Source organism: Streptomyces sp. NPDC058000 (genome assembly GCF_042886435.1).
Taxonomy (GTDB): Bacteria; Actinomycetota; Actinomycetes; order Streptomycetales; family Streptomycetaceae; genus Streptomyces.
In genome coordinates, this window is sequence record NZ_JBHVQS010000045.1 from 54,759 (window position 1) to 73,742 (window position 18,984).

General features: G+C 74.2%; 16 protein-coding genes and 1 pseudogene. 11 read left to right on the top strand and 6 right to left on the bottom strand.

Annotation, left to right across the window (positions count from 1 at the left end; translation table 11 throughout):
* Nucleotides 1-4: 4 nt before the first annotated feature.
* Complete coding sequence (locus ACFVT2_RS31660; protein ID WP_390023434.1) at nucleotides 5-1,213, bottom strand: glycosyltransferase family 4 protein; 1,209 nt, start codon at nucleotides 1,211-1,213, stop codon at nucleotides 5-7.
* Between the two features lie 199 nt (nucleotides 1,214-1,412).
* The gene (locus tag ACFVT2_RS31665; RefSeq protein ID WP_390023435.1) at nucleotides 1,413-2,438 is read right to left on the bottom strand and encodes a DUF3068 domain-containing protein; all 1,026 of its coding nucleotides are present in this window, start codon (nucleotides 2,436-2,438) and stop codon (nucleotides 1,413-1,415) included.
* Nucleotides 2,439-2,783: 345 nt separating this feature from the next.
* Here ACFVT2_RS31665 and ACFVT2_RS31670 point away from each other — a divergent pair, with 345 nt between their 5' ends.
* The 3 genes from ACFVT2_RS31670 to ACFVT2_RS31680 all read left to right on the top strand — a co-directional run bounded on the left by ACFVT2_RS31670 (nucleotide 2,784) and on the right by ACFVT2_RS31680 (nucleotide 4,724).
* Nucleotides 2,784-2,930 (top strand): hypothetical protein, encoded by a 147-nt coding sequence (locus ACFVT2_RS31670; RefSeq protein WP_167739071.1) that lies wholly within the window; start codon nucleotides 2,784-2,786, stop codon nucleotides 2,928-2,930.
* Nucleotides 2,931-2,938: 8 nt separating this feature from the next.
* Nucleotides 2,939-4,318 carry a helix-turn-helix domain-containing protein gene (locus ACFVT2_RS31675; RefSeq protein ID WP_390023437.1) on the top strand — a complete coding sequence of 460 codons (1,380 nt, stop codon included), beginning with the start codon at nucleotides 2,939-2,941 and terminating at the stop codon, nucleotides 4,316-4,318.
* A gap of 64 nt (nucleotides 4,319-4,382) precedes the next feature.
* Entirely contained in the window at nucleotides 4,383-4,724 is a 342-nt protein-coding gene (locus tag ACFVT2_RS31680) for a hypothetical protein (protein ID WP_390023439.1), read from the top strand.
* A gap of 2 nt (nucleotides 4,725-4,726) precedes the next feature.
* Here ACFVT2_RS31680 and ACFVT2_RS31685 read toward each other — a convergent pair whose 3' ends face one another.
* Together ACFVT2_RS31685 and ACFVT2_RS31690 are read right to left on the bottom strand one after the other, a co-directional pair.
* Entirely contained in the window at nucleotides 4,727-5,350 is a 624-nt protein-coding gene (locus ACFVT2_RS31685; protein ID WP_390023440.1) for a disulfide bond formation protein DsbA, read from the bottom strand.
* A 139-nt stretch (nucleotides 5,351-5,489) separates the two neighbouring features.
* The gene (locus ACFVT2_RS31690) at nucleotides 5,490-5,966 is read right to left on the bottom strand and encodes a MarR family winged helix-turn-helix transcriptional regulator (RefSeq protein ID WP_390023442.1); all 477 of its coding nucleotides are present in this window, start codon (nucleotides 5,964-5,966) and stop codon (nucleotides 5,490-5,492) included.
* A gap of 88 nt (nucleotides 5,967-6,054) precedes the next feature.
* On the opposite strand from ACFVT2_RS31690, the gene ACFVT2_RS31695 reads away from it, so the two are divergent.
* The 7 genes and pseudogenes from ACFVT2_RS31695 to rbsK all read left to right on the top strand — a co-directional run bounded on the left by ACFVT2_RS31695 (nucleotide 6,055) and on the right by rbsK (nucleotide 14,184).
* Nucleotides 6,055-7,077, top strand: coding sequence for an NADP-dependent oxidoreductase (locus ACFVT2_RS31695; protein ID WP_390023444.1), 1,023 nt, complete (start codon nucleotides 6,055-6,057; stop codon nucleotides 7,075-7,077).
* A 153-nt stretch (nucleotides 7,078-7,230) separates the two neighbouring features.
* Complete coding sequence (locus tag ACFVT2_RS31700) at nucleotides 7,231-7,683, top strand: ankyrin repeat domain-containing protein (protein ID WP_390023446.1); 453 nt, start codon at nucleotides 7,231-7,233, stop codon at nucleotides 7,681-7,683.
* A 98-nt stretch (nucleotides 7,684-7,781) separates the two neighbouring features.
* Nucleotides 7,782-8,210: an organic hydroperoxide resistance protein gene (locus tag ACFVT2_RS31705; protein WP_390023448.1), complete on the top strand. Its 429-nt coding sequence runs from the start codon at nucleotides 7,782-7,784 to the stop codon at nucleotides 8,208-8,210.
* Between the two features lie 252 nt (nucleotides 8,211-8,462).
* A complete protein-coding gene (locus ACFVT2_RS31710; RefSeq protein ID WP_390023450.1) occupies nucleotides 8,463-9,464 on the top strand; it encodes a LacI family DNA-binding transcriptional regulator in 1,002 nt (333 codons plus the stop codon).
* Nucleotides 9,465-9,622: 158 nt separating this feature from the next.
* Nucleotides 9,623-11,260: a sugar ABC transporter ATP-binding protein gene (locus ACFVT2_RS31715; protein ID WP_390023452.1), complete on the top strand. Its 1,638-nt coding sequence runs from the start codon at nucleotides 9,623-9,625 to the stop codon at nucleotides 11,258-11,260.
* Nucleotides 11,250-13,171: pseudogene (locus tag ACFVT2_RS31720) on the top strand (substrate-binding domain-containing protein). Before ACFVT2_RS31715 ends, ACFVT2_RS31720 begins: the two are co-directional and overlap by 11 nt.
* Before the next feature lie 92 nt (nucleotides 13,172-13,263).
* Nucleotides 13,264-14,184, top strand: a complete 921-nt coding sequence (gene rbsK, locus ACFVT2_RS31725; protein ID WP_390023454.1) for a ribokinase — start codon at nucleotides 13,264-13,266, stop codon at nucleotides 14,182-14,184.
* 278 nt (nucleotides 14,185-14,462) lie between these two features.
* Here the strand turns inward: rbsK and ACFVT2_RS31730 are convergent, their stop codons facing one another.
* The gene (locus tag ACFVT2_RS31730; RefSeq protein WP_390023456.1) at nucleotides 14,463-15,980 is read right to left on the bottom strand and encodes a nitrilase-related carbon-nitrogen hydrolase; all 1,518 of its coding nucleotides are present in this window, start codon (nucleotides 15,978-15,980) and stop codon (nucleotides 14,463-14,465) included.
* Nucleotides 15,981-16,274: 294 nt separating this feature from the next.
* Nucleotides 16,275-17,012 carry a TetR family transcriptional regulator gene (locus ACFVT2_RS31735; protein ID WP_390023458.1) on the bottom strand — a complete coding sequence of 246 codons (738 nt, stop codon included), beginning with the start codon at nucleotides 17,010-17,012 and terminating at the stop codon, nucleotides 16,275-16,277.
* A gap of 144 nt (nucleotides 17,013-17,156) precedes the next feature.
* Here ACFVT2_RS31735 and ACFVT2_RS31740 point away from each other — a divergent pair.
* Nucleotides 17,157-18,984 (top strand): glycoside hydrolase family 3 protein (locus ACFVT2_RS31740; protein WP_390023460.1); only part of this gene is annotated, 1,828 nt, incomplete at its 3' end.

Sequence of the window (18,984 nt, forward strand, 5' to 3'; positions counted from 1 at the left end):
GCGGTCACCGCCCGGGGAGCGGCTGGAGGTACGCCTCCGCGGCGACTGCCCGGAAGCTGCGGACGGTCCGGCTCCATCTGAAGCGGGCGGCGCGGTCGGCCGCGGCGGCGCCCAGGGCGTGCCGCCGCGGGGCGCTCAGCGCCAGGGTGCACCAGTGGGCGGCGAAGGCGCTCTCGCCGCGTGCCAGCAGTCCGGTGGTGCCGTCCTCGACGGAGTCCCGCAGCCCGGGGATGTCGAAGCCGAGGGTGGGGGTGCGGCGCGCGGCGGCCTCCATCGCCACCAGGCCCCAGCCTTCGACGAGGGAGGGGTGCAGCAGCAGCCAGGCGGAGCACAGCAGGTGGTGTTTGTCCTGCTCGGAGATGCGGCCGGTGAAGGTGACGTCCGGGCCGGCCAGCGCGGTCAGCCGGTCGCGTTCCGGGCCGTCGCCGACGATCACCAGTCGGCCGCCGGTGACCGGCCGGACCCGTTCCCACAGCCGCAGCAGCAGGTCGATCCGCTTGTACTCGACGAGTCGGCCCATGGCCAGGAACAGCGGTTCGGGGTCTTCGGGGACGAGCGGGCCGGGTTCCTCAACGCCGTTGTGGACGAGCCGGATCCGGTCCGGTGCGACGCCGAGTTCCCGGAGTGCGGCGGCGGTCGAGTCGGAGACCGCGACCATCAGGTTGCCGCGGTGGGTGCCGGCCAAGGCCCAGTGCTCCAGGCGGCGGCCGAGCCGGGCGGCGGGAGCCGGGTAGCGCATCCGCCACAGGTCGGTGTGGACGTGGTTGACCAGGCACAGGGTCGGGCCGCGGTGCCACAGCGGCGCGAGGTACGGCATGCCGTTGCAGACCTCGACCAGCAGGTCGCAGCCGCCGGTCCGGCGCGTCACCTGGCGGGGGACGCGCAGGAAGTGGCCGGCGTCGCCGCCGGCGGAGACGACCCGGTAGTCGCGGTCGGCCGCCGGCCCGCCGCACACCAGGGTGACCTGGTGCCCGTGCGCGGTGAGCCCGTCGGCGATCCGGTCCACCAGCAGTTCGGAGCCGCCGGCGGCCGGGTTGCCCAGGTCGCGGCGGGCCAGGAACACGATCCGGCGGGGGAGCGGGGCCGCGCCCGCGGCCGGGGGTGCGGTCGGAGCGGTGGCCGCGGACGGCGTGAGGAGCGCTGGTGGTGCGGGCGGGACGGGCGCGGGGGGCGCGACGGGCAGGGGTGGGGAGGGGGGTACATGCTGGGGCATGTGCGATCCAACTCGTCTCAGGGTGCGGTACCTGCGGTGGGGGACGTACTGCGTGCTGAGTCGTGCGGGCTGTACGGGTCGTACGGGGTCGGTTCGGTGCGGGGCGTGTTCCGGGTGGGAGGACAGTTTTCGCGGCCGGGCGGGGCCGCGGCTACTCACCGGGGTGACAAAATCCGCTCCGGTCCCACCCGTTGACTCGTCACGCCGCTGAGAATCGGCCACCTCGCCGACCGCCGCGGGCCACCAGCACGCCGCCGGCCACCGCGAGCACCCCACCGGCCGCGCCGGCGGTCACCGGCAGGGTCCGTCCGACCAGGGCCAGCTTCTCGCTGTCGGCCCGCGCCAGGTCGATCTGCGCCCGGCGGGTGGCGGGGGTGAACGCGAGGTTCCGGGCACGGAGGAGAACGACCGCGTCGCGCCGGGAACCGGGTGCCCGCAGCGACTTGACCGGCGAGATCGACGCGTCGACGATCCGACCGGTGCGCTCCTCGACGACCAGGCTGATCCCGGTGTTGGCGTACCACTCCTCGGCCTGGATCTGGCCCTGCCCGGGCCGGCCGACCAGACGCCCGGGGACCTGCCGGGTGCCGGTCCGGGTGGCCGGCACGGTCCCGGTGAAGCGGTAGCCGGTGGCCCCCGGCAGCCGGGTGGTGCCGGCGAAGCGGAGCGGCACGGCCGCGCCGAGGGTGTCGTCCCACCAGCGGTACGTCTTCTTCTCCACGGCGAAGGGGAACTTGAGGTAGGCGTCCCCGTCGAAGCGGGACGGGTTCTCCCCGCAGCAGTGCACCGGGGCGTTGCTGCGCCGGTCGGTGACCCAGCGGCCGGTGGTCCACTGGAACGCCCGGCGCGGGTCCTTCAACGGCAGCGTGCGCGGGGTGTCGACCGTCGTGGACACGTCCCAGACCGCCCGCCCGCTCTGCTCGCTCGCCGCGACATCGCCCAGCACGTGCCGGGTGATGGTGATCCGCTGCCCGTCCCGGGTGGTCAGCGCCCCGGTGTCGAAATAGCTGCCGGTGCCGGTGAAGACCGTGGTGACGTCGACGTCGACGGGGGTGACCGCGGCCCGCGGCGTCACGTACCAGGCCAGCAGCGGGGCCAGCACCAGCAGGAACACGCCGACGCCCAGGACGGCCAGGGCGAGCGGTGTGGCGGCGCGGGCGGCGGGGGCGGGGGCAGAGGCCGTGGGGTCCGCCGCGGGACGGCCGAGATGCCTGGATTGACGCATACGAGCACTCCTGGAAGCGGTGAGGGGAACACGCCCTGGTGCACGTGCGGCGCCGCGACGCGGCGTCATGGGCCGGGAACGTAAGCGAACCCTTGACAGCGCGTCAATGCCCTTCCACACTCGGCAGGCACCGTGACCGAAGCGGCGCCGCGCAGTGGGAACGCGGCACCGCCGCCGGTCTTCCGAGCCGTTGGCCTACGGACCGTTGGGCCTACGGGCCGCGGGGCCGCAGGGCCGTCCGCCCCGCGGTCGTCCGCATATCGACGTGCTCCTCCTGTGCCGCTCTCCGGTACCGGCTCGCGCCGCTCTCCCGGTACCGGCTGCCGACGAAGGGATCGCCGCGCCATGCACCGCACGCTCGCCGCCGCGCTGACCGCACTGGCCGCCGCCGCCCTGGCCGTGGGCGCCGCGCTGGGCATCGTCGCCGCCCTGGAGGCCACCCCCGAGCAACCGAACGTGCCGCTGGTGACCTTCGGCCGGCCCGGCGCGTAGGGCCGGCCGTGGTGATCGCGGTCCGTTCGGCGTGGCGGGAGGTCCCGCCCCCTCAGGTGCACCGGTTCGCCGCCCTGGCACTGGAGGAAGTCCCCGCACTGGCGCAGGAGATCTTCCGGGAGATCCGCCGCGAGTACCCCCAACTCCCCCTGGTACCCGACGAGTCGGGGGAGCCGAGGGCCCTGGTGGGCATCCGCCAGTCCCTGGAGCACTTCGTCGCGCACCTCACCGCGGGCCTGGACCGGCCGCACGTCCACCCGCGCGTCTTCCAGGAGTTCGGCCGCGGCGAGGGCATCCAGGGCCGCAGCCTGGACGTCCTCCAGGCGATCTACCGGCTGGGGGTGCGCCTGGCCTGGCGGCGGCTGGCGGAGATCGGCCAGCAGGTCGCCATCCCGGCCCCCGCGATGTACGAACTGGCCGAGTCCGGCTTCGAGTACCTCGACGGGCTGGTCGCCGAATCCGTCCGCGGCTACGCGGAGGCCGCCGCCCGCCAGGCCGGCGAACGACTGCGGATGCAACGCCGCCTGATGGACCAACTCTTCGCCGAGCCGGACCCGGTGGCCCGCGACGCGCGACGCCACCACCGGGACGGCGCCCACCGGAACCCTCCCCCGGACCCCGCCGACCCGTCCCCGCTCCCACCCCCGCCCCCAGCTTCCCCCTCGCTCTCGTCAGCTCCCTCGCCCTCCGCCTCGCCTTCGTTCGAGCGGGGGCACTCCCAGGGCCGCGGGGACCCCCGTCCGCTGCTCGCCGAACGCGCCCGGTCGATCGGCTGGCCGCTGCCCGAACGGGTCGCGGTGGCGGTCCTGTTGCGCCCGGACCGGGAGGCGGTGGCGCCCGCGGTGGCCGACGGGATCCTGCTGGACATGGAGTGCGAACGGCCCCGGTTGGTGGTGCCGGATCCGGAAGCCCCGGGCCGCCGTGAACTGTTGGCCCGCGCCGCGGCCGGCTGGTCGGGCGCCATCGGCCCCGCCGTGCCACTGCTGGACGCCGGGAAGTCGCTGCGCTGGGCGGCCTCCGCGGTCGACCTGATGGAGCGCGGACTGCTGCCCGCGGGCGAACTGCTCCAGTGCACCGAGCACACCGAGGCACTGGTCCTGCTGCCGCCCGGCGAGCTGATCGAGGACCTCACCCGCCGCCGCCTCGCCCCGCTGGACGATTGCGGCCCCACCCACGGCCGGCGACTCGCCGAGACCCTGCTCGCCTGGCTGGAGATCCGCGGCGGCGCCCCCGAGATCGCCGCCCGCCTCGGCGTCCACCCGCAGACCGTCCGCTACCGCCTCCGCCAGATCCGCGAACTGTGGGGCGACGACGTCGACGACCCCGACCGCCGCTTCGAACTCGAACTGGTCCTACGCGCCCAACGATTACGGGGGAAACTCGGGTAGGCGAGGCGCAGGCAGGGGCGCTGGCCAGGGCGCTGGCCCGGGGCGCCGCTGCGAGCGCCGAGGGGTGCCGCTCCAGCGCCAGGGGTCGCTGAGGGGGAGTGCCGCTCTGGGCGCCAGGGGACCATCCCCCTCGGGCGCCCATCCTCGGGCGCCCCCGGGAATTCCCGCCCGGCTTCGCCGTCGCGGCCGCCCCCGGCTTCCGGGCCGGGTCGGCCACGTCCTACTGGCGGCCGCCCGGGACGCCTTCACCCACGGACTGCACGCCGCCACCCTGTGCGCCGCGGGTGTGATGGCCGCGGTGGCGGTCCTGGTGGTGGTGCTGCTGCGCGGCCTGCGGACGACGGCGGACGCGGGGGAGGAGGCGGGCGGCGACCACCGGGCCGCCGCTCCCGCCGCCGTCAACTGACGTCAGCTGAAGTCGAATTCCCCGGTGCGGGTCCGCTTCAGCTCGAAGAACCGGTCGTAGCCGGCGAGCAGCCGGGCGCCGTCGAAGATCCGCACCGCGTCCTCGCCCCGGGGGATCGCCATCAGGACCGGGCCGAAGAACGCCACCCCGTCGATGTGGAGGGTGGGCGTGCCGACGTCCTCGCCGACCGGGTCCATGCCCTCGTGGTGGCTCTTGCGCAGCGCGTCGTCGTAGGTGTCCTGCTGGGCGGCGCGGGCCAGGTCGGCGGGCAGTCCGACCTCGGCGAGCGCCTCCTCGATGACGGCCGCGGTGTCCTCCCGGCCCTCCTTGTGGATCCGGGTGCCGAGCGCGGTGTACAGGTCGCGCAGCACCTCCTCGCCGTGCTCCTGGGCGGCCGCGATGCACACGCGCACCGGGCCCCAGCCGGCGTCCAGCAGGTCGCGGTACTTCTCGGGGAGGTCCTCGCGGCCTTCGTTGAGCACGGACAGGCTCATCACCCGGAACCGCAGGTCGATGTCCCGGAGGCGTTCCACCTCCAGGATCCAGCGGGAGGTGATCCAGGCGAACGGGCAGATGGGGTCGAAGTAGAAGTCGACGGTGTGGCGGGTGGGGCTCTGGTGCGTCATGCGGTCCAGGTTAAGGCGCCACCGGCCCGGCCGGTCGGGACACTCCGCCGCGGCAATCCTGGGCCAATTCCGGCGTCGGCGGTCCGCGGCCCGGCGCCGTCGGCGCGCCCGCCCGGCCGCGCCCGTCGGCCGGGCCCGGTCACTCCCCGGTGCCGCCGGGCTCCCCGGCCTGCTCGACCACCTCCAGTGCGCCGTCCAGCCCCAGCATCCGCTGGAGGAGCTGCTTGAGCAGGGTGCGCTCGGCGGCCGTCAGTCGGCCGAGCGGCTCGCGGGCGAAATCCAGCGAGGTGCGCAGCCGTTCGGCCGTCGCTTGGCCCTCGGCGGTCGGGACGGCGATCTTGACCCGGCGGTCGGCCGGATCGGGGCGGCGCTCCACCAGGCCGCGGGACTCCAGGCGGTCCACGATGCCGGTCACGTTCGACGGCTCGCACTTCAGGCACTGGGCGAGCTTGCGCATCGGCAGCGGCTCCATCGCCAGCAGTCGCAGCAGCCGGGCCTGGGCGCCCGTGAGGGAGTGCTCGGCCGCGGCGCGCTCGTACTCCTCGTGGAAGCGGGCGACGACGGTGCCGATGAGATCGACCACCTCGACGGTCAGCGGGTCTGGGCGCGCAGTCATACACACCAGGATACCCAATTGCTTGACAAGCTGAAATATTCAGTCGCATTATTGTTTCAGTACCTGAAGCATTTGGAGGATGACGCTCATGTCCGCACCGCTGCCGACGACCAGTCGCGAATGGCACCTCGTCGCTCGCCCGCAGGGCTGGCCCACGCCCGACGACTTCGCGCTCCGTGAGGCGGCGCTGCCCGAGCTCGCCGACGGCCAGATCCTCGTCAAGAACCTCCACTTCTCCGTCGACCCGTACATGCGCGGCCGGATGAACGACGTGAAGTCCTACGTCCCGCCCTTCCAGCTGGACCAGCCGATGGACGGCGGCGCGGTCGGTGAGGTCCTCGCCTCGCGCGCCGAGGGCGTCACCGTCGGCGACCACGTCCTGCACGGTCTCGGCTGGCGCGAGTACGCCGTCCTGGGCGCCGACCGCGCCGCGAAGGTGGACGCCTCGCTCGCCCCGCTCACCGCCTACCTCGGCGTCCTCGGCATGCCGGGCCTGACCGCGTACGCGGGCCTGCTGGCGGTCGCAGACTTCAAGGAGGGCGACGCCGTCTTCGTCTCCGGCGCGGCCGGTGCGGTGGGCAGCGAGGTCGGCCAGATCGCCCGCCTCAAGGGCGCCTCCCGGGTCATCGGCTCCGCCGGCTCCGACGAGAAGGTCCGCCTGCTCACCGAGGAGTACGGCTTCGACGCCGCCTTCAACTACAAGAACGGCGACGTCACCGAGCAGCTCAAGGCCGCCGCCCCCGACGGCATCGACGTCTACTTCGACAACGTCGGCGGCGACCACCTCGAAGCCGCCATCAGCACGCTCAACGTCCATGGCCGGGTGGCCATTTGCGGCATGATCTCGATGTACAACGCCACCGAGCCGAGCTGCGCCCCGCGCAACATGCCCCTGGTGATCGGCAAGCGCCTCCGGCTGGAGGGCCTGCTGGTGAGCGACCACCAGGCGCTCCAGCCGCAGTTCGTCGAGGAGGTCTCCGCCTGGATCCGCTCCGGCGAGCTGAAGTTCTCCGAGACCAAGGTCTCCGGCATCGAGAACGGCGTCGAGGCGTTCCTCGGCCTGCTCCGCGGCGCCAACACCGGCAAGATGATCGTGAGCCTGGCCGACTGAGGCCCGGACCGCGGGGCGGGGCGCGGTGGCGCGGAGCGGGAGGGCCCGGGGCGGCGTCCGGCCCGGTCTCCTCCCCGGTGCTCCGGCGCCCGCCCCGCGTCCGGTGGCCCGCCCCACCCCCTGGATGATCATTCGCGGGTTAACCTCGCGACCATGAACCACCGGAAGCGCAAGAAGCTCGCCAACCGCCTGGTCGCGGCGGCGGCGTTGGAGGGGGCCGCCGAGGTGGCGGCGCTGCTGCGGGCCGGGGCCGACCCGGCGGCGGCCGACGCCGACGGCACCACCCCGCTGTACGCGGCGTCCGTGAACGGCGTCGCCGACAGCGTTCGCGTGCTCCTGGCGGCGGGCGCCCCACCCGACGCCGAGAGCGGCGGGCTCGGCCAGGAGGGCACCCCACTGTGCGCCGCCGCCTGCTGGGGTCATGCGGCGGCCGTGCGCGAACTGCTCGCGCACGGCGCCGATCCGCGGCTCCGCGAGGACCACGGCACCGGCCTTGCGCCGCTCGACTGGGCGCTGGCCGGCCCGCACCCGGAATCCGTCGCCCTGCTCCGGGCGGCCGGCGCCACCGCCGGCGGTCCGGCGGGCGCCCCGGCCTCCGCACTGTGAGACTCGCCTCCCGTCGTCGCGCCTCCGCCCGTTAGGCTCAGCGGCAAGCCGTCGCGACGCGTGGGCGCGAGTCGCGGCGAACCACAGGAGGATCCGGTATGTCCATCCAGACCGTCGACGTCGTCTACACCGCCGTCGCCACCGCCGAGAACGGCCGCGACGGCCGCGTCGCCAGCGACGACGGCAAGCTCGACGTCGTCGTCAACCCGCCCAAGGAGCAGGGCGGCAGCGGCGCCGGCACCAACCCGGAGCAGCTCTTCGCGGCCGGTTACAGCGCCTGCTTCCAGGGCGCGCTCAGCGTCGTCGCCCGCCGGGAGAACGCTGACGTCTCCGGCTCCCGGGTGACCGCCAAGGTCGGCATCGGCAAGACCGCGGAGGGCGCCTTCGGTCTCGCCGTCGAGATCGTCGCCTCGATCCCGAACGTCGACGCGGCCACCGCCAAGGACCTGGTGGAGAAGGCGCACCAGGTGTGCCCCTACTCCAGCGCCACCCGCGGCAACATCGAGGTCACGCTGACCGTCGCCTGAGGCGGCTCGGGCAGCTGACGCGCGGCCTGAGAGGTCGCACTCGGCACCGGCAGAACGAGGGCCGCACTCCCGTCGGGGGTGCGGCCCTCCGCCGTTCCCGCGCCCCCGATCACTGCCCCGTTCAGCACCCGGTGTGGCGCAGGCCACATGTGCGTGACCTTGACGCGCCTGCCGTGTAATCGATTTCGTAGCCCTCACGCGATACGCGTAATCGATTACACGACGGTAGGGCGACAGGACGGCGACGGGGCCATGGCGAACATCAAGGACGTGGCGGAGCGGGCGGGAGTCTCCGTCGCCACCGTCTCCCGGGTCCTCAACGGCAACAGCCCGGTCGCCGAAACCCGCGAGCGGGTGCTCGCCGCCGTACGGGAACTGGGCTACCGCCCCAACAACGTCGCCCGCGCCCTGCGCACCGCCCGCACCGGCGCACTCGGCCTGGTGATCAGCGACCTCACCAACCCGTTCTTCACCGAACTGGCCGACGCCGTCGAGGACGCCGCCCGCGGCCTCGGCTACAGCCTCGTCATCGGCAACGCCGGCGAACGCCCCACCCAGCAGGACGACTACATCCGCACCCTGCTCGACCGCCGGATCGACGGGCTGCTGGTCAGCTCGGCCGGTACCGGCTCGGCGATGCTCCGCGAGGTCGTCGCCTCCGGCACCCCGCTCGTCCTGCTGGACCGCACCGTCCCCGGCATCGACGCGCCCTGCGTCCGCGCCGACGGCCGGGCCGCGCTCACCGACCTCGCCGCCCACCTCGCCGCGCTCGGCCGCCGCCGCCCCGCGATCATCGTCGCCCCGGCCGGCACCCCCACCGGCGACGAGCGTCTGGAACTCTTCCGCACCGCCCTGGCCGGGCACGGCATCGCGCTCCCCGACGAGCGGGTCGGCGCCACCCCCGACCTCCAGCCCACCGGCGGCCGCCGGGTGATGCGCGACTTCCTGGACCTGCCCGAGCCGCCGGACGCGGTGCTGGCCACCGACAACCTCATGGCGCTCGGCGCGATGGACGAACTCCGCGCCCGCGGCCTGCGGGTCCCCGACGACATGGCGCTGGTGGTCTACGACGACGTGCCGTGGTTCGCGCACACCGACCCGCCGCTGACCGCCATCGCCCAGCCCACCCGCGACCTCGGCCGGGCCGCCGTGCGCACCCTGCTGGAGCGCATCGAGGGCCGCCCCGCCGCGTCGGCGCTACTGCCCGCCCGACTGGTGCCGCGCCGCTCCTGCGGCGAAGTGCCGAACCACTGACCCCACCCGAACCACCGACCCCACCCGCCCCGCCGCACTGGAATGGTCCCGCCCGACCCGTCCGCCCCGTCGGGACCCACTGCCGTAAGACCGCCCGGGCACACCGCGCGGAGACCACCCGCCAGCCGAGGAAGACACCGAGAAGAGAGGGGCAGCGAATGACCGGCGTCAACGACGACGTACCGGGCGGCCGCGAACTGCTGCGCGTCGAGGGGGTGGCCAAGGCGTTCCCCGGCGTCCGCGCGCTGGACGGCGTCGACCTGAGCCTGCGCACCGGCGAGGTGCACGTCCTGCTCGGCGAGAACGGCGCCGGCAAGAGCACCCTGATCAAGATGCTCTCCGGCGCCCACCGCCCGGACAGCGGCCGCATCCTCGTCGACGGTGCTGGGGGAGGCACGTCCGACGGGCTCCACGAGGTGCAGATCCGCTCCGCGCAGGACGCTGAACGGCTCGGCATCGCCACCATCTACCAGGAGTTCAACCTCGTCCCCGGGCTGACCGTCGCCGAGAACATCTTCCTGGGCCGCCAGCCGCGCACCGCGCTCGGCCTGGTCGACAAGAAGACCATGCGCGCCCGCGCCGCCGCCCTGCTGCGCCGGGTACGCCTCGACGTCTCCCCCAACACTCCGGTCGCCGAACTCGGCATCGCCCGGCTCCAGATGGTGGAGATCGCCAAGGCGCTCAGCCTGGACGCCCGCGTCCTGATCATGGACGAGCCGACCGCGGTGCTCACCTCCGAAGAGGTGGAGACGCTCTTCGGCATCGTCCGCGAACTGCGCGAAGCCGGCGTCGGCATCATCTTCATCACCCACCACCTCGACGAGATCGGCGCCCTCGGCGACCGGGTCACCGTCCTGCGCGACGGCCGCTCGGTCGACGAGGTGCCCGCCACCACCGGCGAGGAGGAACTGATCCGGCTGATGGTCGGCCGGGACATCGCCGAGCAGTACCCGCGCCGCCGCCCCGACGAGCCCGGCGCGCCCCTGCTGCGCGTACGGGGCCTGACCCGGCACGGCGCCAAGGGCACCGGCGGCGCCCCGGCCCGGCCGGTCTTCGAGGGCATCGACTTCGAGGTCCGGGCCGGCGAGGTGGTGGGGCTGGCCGGGCTGGTCGGCGCCGGCCGCACCGAGGTCGCCCGGGCGGTCTTCGGCGTGGACCGCTACGACGCCGGCACCGTCGAGGTGGCCGGTGCGCGGCTGGTCCGCGGTGACGTCCGGGCCGCGATGCGAGCCGGACTGGGGCTGGTGCCCGAGGACCGCCAGGGCCAGGGCCTGGTCCTGGACGCCTCGCTCCAGGACAACCTGACGCTGGCCCGGCTCGACCGGGACACCCGCGGCGGGCTGGTCGACCGGCGCGGCCAGCGGCGCGAGGCGGCCGCCGTCGCCGGGCAGTTGAAGGTCCGGATGAGCGGCCTGGGGCAGCACGCCCGCACCCTCTCCGGCGGCAACCAGCAGAAGATCGTCATCGGCAAGTGGCTGCTGGCGAAGACCCGGCTGCTGATCCTCGACGAGCCGACGCGCGGCATCGACGTCGGCGCCAAGGTCGAGATCTACCAGCTCGTCAACGAGCTGACGGCGGCCGGCTGCGGGGTGCTGATGATCTCCAGCGACCTGCCCGAGGTGCTCGGCATGAGCGACCGGGTGCTGGTGATGGCACAGGGCCGACTGACCGGCGAACTCCCCGCCGACGAGGCCACCCAGGACGCCGTGATGGAACTTGCGCTCCAGTCCCCGCACGGCGCCGGGGACGGCACGCACCCGAACGAGAGCGCGATGGAGGGCTCCGATGTCCGCTGACGTGAAGACAGCAGCCGCCCCGCAGGCGGCGGGTGGGGGAGCGGCCCCGGACGGCTTCGGGCCGTGGTTCTCCCGGGCCGTCCTGCGGAACGGCCCACTCGGCGGCCTGATCGCCCTGGTCGTGGTGATGGCGGTGCTGTCCGGGGACTTCCTCAACGGGCAGAACCTCCTCAACGTCGGCGTGCAGGCGTCGGTCACCGCGATCCTGGCCTTCGGCGTCACCTTCGTGATCGTCTCGGCCGGCATCGACCTGTCGGTCGGCTCGGTCGCCGCCCTGTCCGCCACCGTCGTCGCCTGGGCCGCCACCAACGAGGGACTGCCGGTCTGGCTCGCGGTGCTGCTCGGCCTCGCGGTCGGCGCGGCCGCCGGGCTGCTCTCCGGCGCCCTGGTCGCCTACGGGAGGCTGCCCGCCTTCATCGCCACGCTCGCGATGCTGTCGGTCGGTCGCGGTCTGGCCCTGGTCATCTCCGGCGGCACGCCGATCCCCTTCCCCGGTGCGGTCAACGCGCTCGGCGACACCCTCGGTGGCTGGCTGCCGGTGCCCGTCCTCGTCATGATCGTGATGGGGCTGGTCGCCGCGTTGATCCTGGCGCGTACGTACTCCGGCCGCGCGATGTTCGCGATCGGCGGCAACGAGGAGGCGGCCCGGCTCTCCGGCATCGACGTCAAGCGCCGCAAGCTCGTGATCTACGCGCTGTCCGGGGTGTTCGCCGCCGTCGCCGGCATCGTGCTGGCGGCCCGGCTCACCTCCGCCCAGCCGCAGGCCGCGGGCGGTTACGAACTCGACGCCATCGCCGCCGTCGTGATCGGCGGGGCCAGCCTCTCCGGCGGCTCCGGCAAGGCGTCCGGCACCCTGATCGGCGCGCTGATCCTCGCCGTGCTGCGCAACGGCCTCAACCTGCTGAGCGTCTCGGCCTTCTGGCAGCAGGTCGCCACCGGTCTGGTGATCGCGCTCGCCGTCCTCCTGGACACCCTGCGGCGCAGGAGCGCGCGATGAGGCGGCGCACGGCACTGCTCGGTGCGGCCCTCGCGGTCGGCGCCCTCGCCCTGGCCGGCTGCGACCGCGGCGGCAACACCGACCTCGGTCTGGCCCTGTCCACGATGAACAACCCGTTCTTCGTCGGCATCAAGAAGGGCGCGCAGGCCGAGGCGGACGCCCGCGGACTGCACATCAACATCACCGACGCGCAGAACGACCCCATGCAGCAGATCAACCAGATGGAGACCTTCACCAGCCAGCAGGTGAAGGCGGCCATCATCAACCCGGTGGACTCCGACGCCGCCGTCCCGGCCGTCGGCGTCGCCAACCGGGCCAAGGTGCCGGTGATCTCCATCGACCGCGGCGTCAACGGCGGGCAGGTCGGCGCGACCATCGCCTCCGACAACGTCGCCGGCGGCCGGCTCGCCGCCAAGACCCTCGCCGAGGCGCTCGGCGGCAAGGGCAAGGTGGCCTTCCTCGAAGGCCAGCCCGGCACCTCCGCCGCCCGTGAACGCGGCCAGGGCTTCGAGGAGGGCATCAAGCAGTACCCGGGCATCGAGGTCGTCGCCCGACAGCCCGCGGACTTCGACCGCACCAAGGGCATGGACGTGATGTCCAATATGCTCCAGGCGCACCGCGACATCGGCGGGGTGTTCGCCGCCAACGACGAGATGGCACTCGGCGCCTCCAAGGCGCTGGGCGCCCGCTCCGGCAAGGACGTGAAGGTGGTGGCGTTCGACGGGACCCCGGACGGGGTCGGCGCCGTCCGTGCCGGCACCCTGACCGCCACCGTCGCCCAGCAGCCCGAACTCCTCGGCAAACAGGCCGTCGATTGGGCACTGAAAGCGGCCCGCGGGGAGCGGCTGCCGCGGATGGTGAAGGTGCCGGTGGTGCTGGTGACGGCGGCCAACGCCGCCGCATTCGGCGGCTGACGGTGCCGCCGGGCGGCGGCACGCAGGAAGAAACGGGAAAGCGGCGTATGGACACGAGAGAACGACGCCCGGACAGAGAAGAGGAACGGCGCATGTACGACGTCCTGGTGGTCGGCTCGGCCAACGCGGACCTGACCGTACGGGTGGCCCGGCGGCCCGGCGCGGGGGAGACCGTGCTCGGCACGGACCTGATGGAGTCGGCCGGCGGCAAGGGCGCCAACCAGGCGGCCGCGGCGGCCCGGATCGGCGGGCGCACCGCCCTGCTGGCCCGGGTCGGCGGGGACGCCTACGGTGAACTGCTGCTGGCCGCCCAGCGCGCGGCGGGCACCGACGTGGCCCCCGTCATCGTGGACGAGGACGCCCGCACCGGCACCGCGATGATCATCGTCGGCCCGGACGGCGACAACAGCATCGTCGTCTCGCCGGGCGCCAACGCCGCCCTCACCCCGGACGACGTGGCCGCCGCCAAGGACGTCATCGCGGCCTCCTCGGTGGTCTCCCTGCAACTGGAGATCCCGATGGAGACCGTGCGGGCGGCCGCCGCGGCCGCCGAGGAGGCCGGCACCCGCGTCGTCCTCAACCCCTCGCCGGCCCCCGAGGACCTCGACCGTGAACTCCTGGCCGCGGCCGACCCGCTGGTGGTCAACGAGCACGAGGCCCGGCAGCTGTCCGGACACACCGACGGCACCCCCGCCGACTGGGCGGCCGCACTGCACGAGCGGGGCGCCCGCTCGGTCGTGGTGACCCTCGGCGGTGACGGCGCGCTGGTGCTGGACGACGCCGGGACGACCGCCGTCCCCGGCGTACGGGTCAAGGCCGTGGACACCACCGGTGCCGGCGACGCCTTCACCGGCGCCCTGGCCACCCGACTGGCCGGCGGTGCCACCCTCCCCGAGGCGGCCCGCTTCGCGGTACGCGTCGGCGCCGCAGCCGTCACCAAGCCGGGCGCACAGCCCTCGTACCCCACGACCGAAGAACTGGCCCAGCTGCCGGAACTGCCCCAACAGTCCTAGGCGCTGTCGGGCGGGCCCGAGCCGCCGCAGCCGCCGCAGCGCTGAGCCGGCGGTTGTGGCCGGGCTGCCACTGCTGGCCGAGCCGACCGGGCCTGAGGACCCGACCGATTCGGCGGACCGGGGGAGTGCTCGGAGGAGGACGGGACCAACGGGGCCAATGACGCCGACGGGGCCAGTGGCACCAACTGAGTCAACTGAGTCAACGGAGTCAACGGGGTTGTGCGGCACGGTGGTTGCCCACCGTGCCGCCGCCCCGCCCCCTCGGTCCCGTCCGTACCTCACCGCTCGACTCCCGCGCCGTCCGGGCCAGCCGCCTCACCCACGCGAACCGCGCCGACCGCGCCGACCGCGCCGACCGAGCCGACCGAGCCGACCGCGCCGTCCGTGTGACCGCCCATCGGGTCCCCGCCGAGCTCCCTGGGCCCGTAGAGAGCGTGCTCCGCGCCGGTCGCCAGCGCCCAGTAGCGGTCGCCGTAGGACCAGTGCCACCACTCGGTCGGGTAGTTGACCAGGCCCGCTCCGCGCAGTGCGGCGGACAGGATCCGGCGGTTGGCGCGGGCCGTGGGTGTCAGCTCCGGCGCGGAGGTGTAGCAGGCGCCGCCGCTTTCCTCAGGGGACGCATTGATCAAAGTCCCCATGTCGACATCGCCGCGGTCCGCCGTGACCAGAGTGAGGTCCACGGCACCGCCCGCGCTGTGCGGGGCGATCTCCGGCGGGGACACGTAGCGGCTGGCGGCCCGGTGGATCTGCGCGGCGTCCCAGTCGGGGTGGGCCGCGCGGAGTTCGTCCCCGTACTGCGTGAAGTAGTGGCACTGGAGGGCCGGCGGGCGGTATCCCTCCACGAACTGGAGCCGCAGCCCGTCCGGCAGCGCTTTCTGTGCGGCCAGCAGCCGCCGCAGTACCCCCTCCCGCAGGTGGGCGAACGCACCGCCCCCATCCTCGCCGTCCGCCCCGGCCTTGAGCCCGTCCACCAGCAACCCGGGCGCCGCGGCACGCACGTCCACCAGTGGCTCACCGCACTCCCGGACCGGCACCGCGGCCACCGCCGGGTCGGCCATCAGCGTGATCGCGTCCCGGACGTCGCTCAGCACGACCTCGGCGCCGTCACTGCCCAGACCGGCGGACGCCGCCGCCACCTGCTCACCGGACGGCAGCCAACAGCCGCTGAGCCCGACGCCGCCCGGCTCGTTGCTCCCGATGCCATTGGCGAGCACCACGTGCAGCCCGTGGTCACGCGCCAACTCGGCGTACCGCGCCACCCGCTCCGCGTCGCCGTGGAAGGCGCTGGACAGATACACCCGGCAGCCGTCCGCCGCGGCCCGCTCCGGCACCTCGGGGAAGGAGCTGTCGAAGCAGGTGGCGAGCGCGAAGCGGATTCCGCCCAGTGTGAACCGTCCGTGCGCGCTGCCCGGCGCGAACACCGCGTTCTCGGTCTCGGTCAGGTGCCGTTTGTCGTAGCGGGTGAGCAGCGTGCCGTCCGGCCCGAAGACGAAGCTGGCGAGGGTGGGCTTCGCACCGGCCCCGGCGCCGCGACCGGGGCCGTTGACCACCGCGGCGACACCGGCCGCGCGACACGCCTCCCGTACGGGCGCCAGCCGGGGGTCGTCGGGCAGCACCGCCAGCCCCACCGGATCGGCGGCTATCGGTCGGAGGTCATAGTGGGTCAGGGCCAGCTCGGAGAAGACCACCAGCCCGGCGCCGCGCTCGGCGGCCTCGGCGATGAGCCCGGCCATCCGTGTGGCGTTGGCAGCGATGTTGCCTGGTACGGAGGGGAATTGTGCGGCTGCAATGATCATTCGCCCATGATGCCCGCCCCGCATCCCGCCCGCGGTGGCCTGTGGATAACTCCCGTCTGCGCAACGCCCCGACGCTCCGGCCACCACGCCCCAGCCTGCCGCCCGGCGACTACCGCCCCTCGCCCCCCACCCGCCGAAGCCCGGACAACGGCTCACCGGAGCCACACCTCACCCACCGAACTCCGGCTCGGCTACCGCTCGTCCCCGCTCCAAGGCCCCAAGCTGCCTCCGGCACCGATGCCCCTCCGGCCCCACGACGCTGACGGTCACCCCGCCAACGGCCCGCCCCCGCGCCTACTGCGCGCCCTCGCTGGCCCCCGGGCCACCGCCGTCGCCCGCCCCCGTGCCACCGCCGACGCTCCCCTCGCGCCCCGCACCCGAGCCCTCTTCCGCCCCCGGGCCCGGGCCCGTCTGACCCGTCTCCCCGCCTCCGAGCAGCCCCAGGAAGTCCCGGAACGACGCCGGCAGGTCAACCCGTTCCGGGTCCAGCAGCCACTGCAGTTGGAGTCCGTCCATCACCGCGACCAGGAGCGGCGCCGCCCGCTCCGGGGTCAGACCGCCGGGCAGGGTGTCACCGAACTCGGCCCGGAGCGCCCCGGCCAGCGCCTCGCGCACGGCGCGGAAACGGGCCTCGAAGAAGGCGCGTGCCGGGTGGTCCTCGGTGACGCTGTCGGCGGAGAGCACGGTGTACGCCTGGACGATGCCGGGGCGGGTGGCGTTGTACTCGACGAGTTGGGCGAGGGTGTCGGTGCGCCAGGATCCGGAGGCCGCGGCGGCCGCGTCCCAGCGGTCGCGTGCCTCCAGCACGCCGACCAGCAGCAGTTCCTTCGACGGGAAGTGGTGCAGCAGTCCCTGCTGCGTCAGCCCGGCCCGTTCGGCGACGGCGGCGAGCGAGGTCCGGCGGTAGCCGCGCTCGGCGATCAGCTTCATGGCGGCTTCCAGGATCGCCGCCCGCCGCTCCGCGCGCTGCACCTCCCGCCCGCCGCCGGCCCGCCGGGCACCGCGGCGCGCGTCCCGCTCTCGTGCACTCACCGGCCGAGCGTAACCCTCCCGATCTGCTCCCCCGGCGCCCGCGACTCGCTGGTAACGGAACCATCTCGATACCTACCTTCCGTCCGGTATGAGAGTAAGAATTCGGCCAGGGGGCCCGCACGTCCACGCAAGGGAGCGCCGCACATGACCGATCAGCCGCACGCCCGCCACGCCGAGCCCGGCGACCCCCGCACCGCCCCCGGCCCGGACACCGACCATGGCCCCGGCACGAGCGCCGGATCCCACGACTATTCCGGTGTGGTGGAGCGGGCGCTCGGCGCGCTCGATCTGGACAGCAAGGCCCGGCTGCTCTCGGGGCAGGACATGTGGAGCCTGCCGGCGGTGCCCGCGATCGGACTGCGATCGCTGGTGATGTCGGACGGGCCGATCGGCGTCCGGGGCCGGCAGTGGAGCGCGGAGGACCCCTCGGTGGCGCTGCCCAGCCCCACCGCCCTGGCCGCCACCTGGGACCCCGAACTGGCCCGCCGGGCCGGCCATCTGCTCGCCCAGGAAGCCCGCCGCAAGGGCGTGCACGTCCTGCTGGCGCCGACCGTCAACCTGCACCGCTCGCCGCTGGGCGGCCGCCACTTCGAGTGCTACTCGGAGGACCCGCTGCTGACCGGCGCGATCGGCGCGGGCTATGTGCGGGGCGTACAGGAAGGCGGCGTCGGCACCACGGTCAAGCACTTCGTCGGCAACGACGCCGAGACCGACCGCTTCACGGTCGACAACCGCATTGCCCCGCGCCCGCTGCACGAGCTGTATCTCGCGCCCTTCGAGCACATCGTCGCCCACGCCCGGCCCTGGGCCATCATGACCGCCTACAACCAGGTCAACGGCTCGACGATGACCGAACACCACCACCTCGTCACCGAAGTCCTGCGCGGCGCCTGGGGCTTCGACGGCTGCAACGTCTCCGACTGGACGGCGGCCCGGAACACCGTCCGTGCCCTGCGCGGCGGGCTGGACGTGGCGATGCCGGGGCCCCGCACGGTCTTCGGCGCCCCGCTCGCGGCGGCCGTCCGCGCGGGCGAGATCGCCGAGTCGGAGGTGGATGCCGCGGTCCGCCGGGTGTTGCTGCTCGCCGCCCGGACCGGCGCTCTGGACGGGGTGCCGCCCGCGGTGGCCCCGTCCGACGTCCCGCAGGGCATCGACGGCCGTGCCGTCGCCCGCGAGCTGGCCCGCCGCGCCGTCGTCCTGCTGCGCAACGAGCCTGCGGGCAAGGCACCGGAGGGCGGCGTGCGCCCGGTCCTGCCGCTCGACGCCGCGGCGCTGCGCCGGGTCGCCGTCATCGGTGCGGCCGCCCGCGACGCCCGGGTGCTCGGCGGTGGTTCCGCGACCGTCTTCCCCGCACGGATCGTCTCTCCGCTCGCGGGCCTGCGGGCCGCGCTGCCCGAGGGCGTCGAGGTGGTGTTCGCGACCGGTGCCGACCCGCGCACCCGTATCCCGCACGCCCGTGAGGGTTTCACCCTGCGCGCCCGCTACCTCACCGCCGAGGGCCGACTGCTCGCCGAGACACCGCAGTTCGACGGCAAGGTCCAGGCGCTCGGCAGCTTCCCCGACGGCGTCACCCGGCGGAACCTGCACGCGGTCGAACTCACCGGCAGTTTCACCCCGCGGGCCACGGGGACCCACACCCTGGCGGTGGCCGGCGCGGGGCGGCTCCGGTTGACCGTGGGCGGCGAGGTCGTCTTCGACGGCGACGGTGCCGGGAAGGAGGGCTCCGACCCCTTCGAGGCGTTCATGCAGCCCGTAGAGCACCGGATCGCCACGGAGCTGACTGCCGATCAGGAGGTTTCGCTCACCTTGCGCTTCGTGCCGCACCGCCTCGGTCTGGGGGAAGGCATGAACGCCCTGAACTTCGTCCTCGGCCACGGCGAACCGCAGCTCGACGGCGACGGTGAGATCGAGGAGGCGGTCCGGGCGGCGACCGGGGCGGATGCCGCGATCGTCGTCGTGGCGACCACCGAGG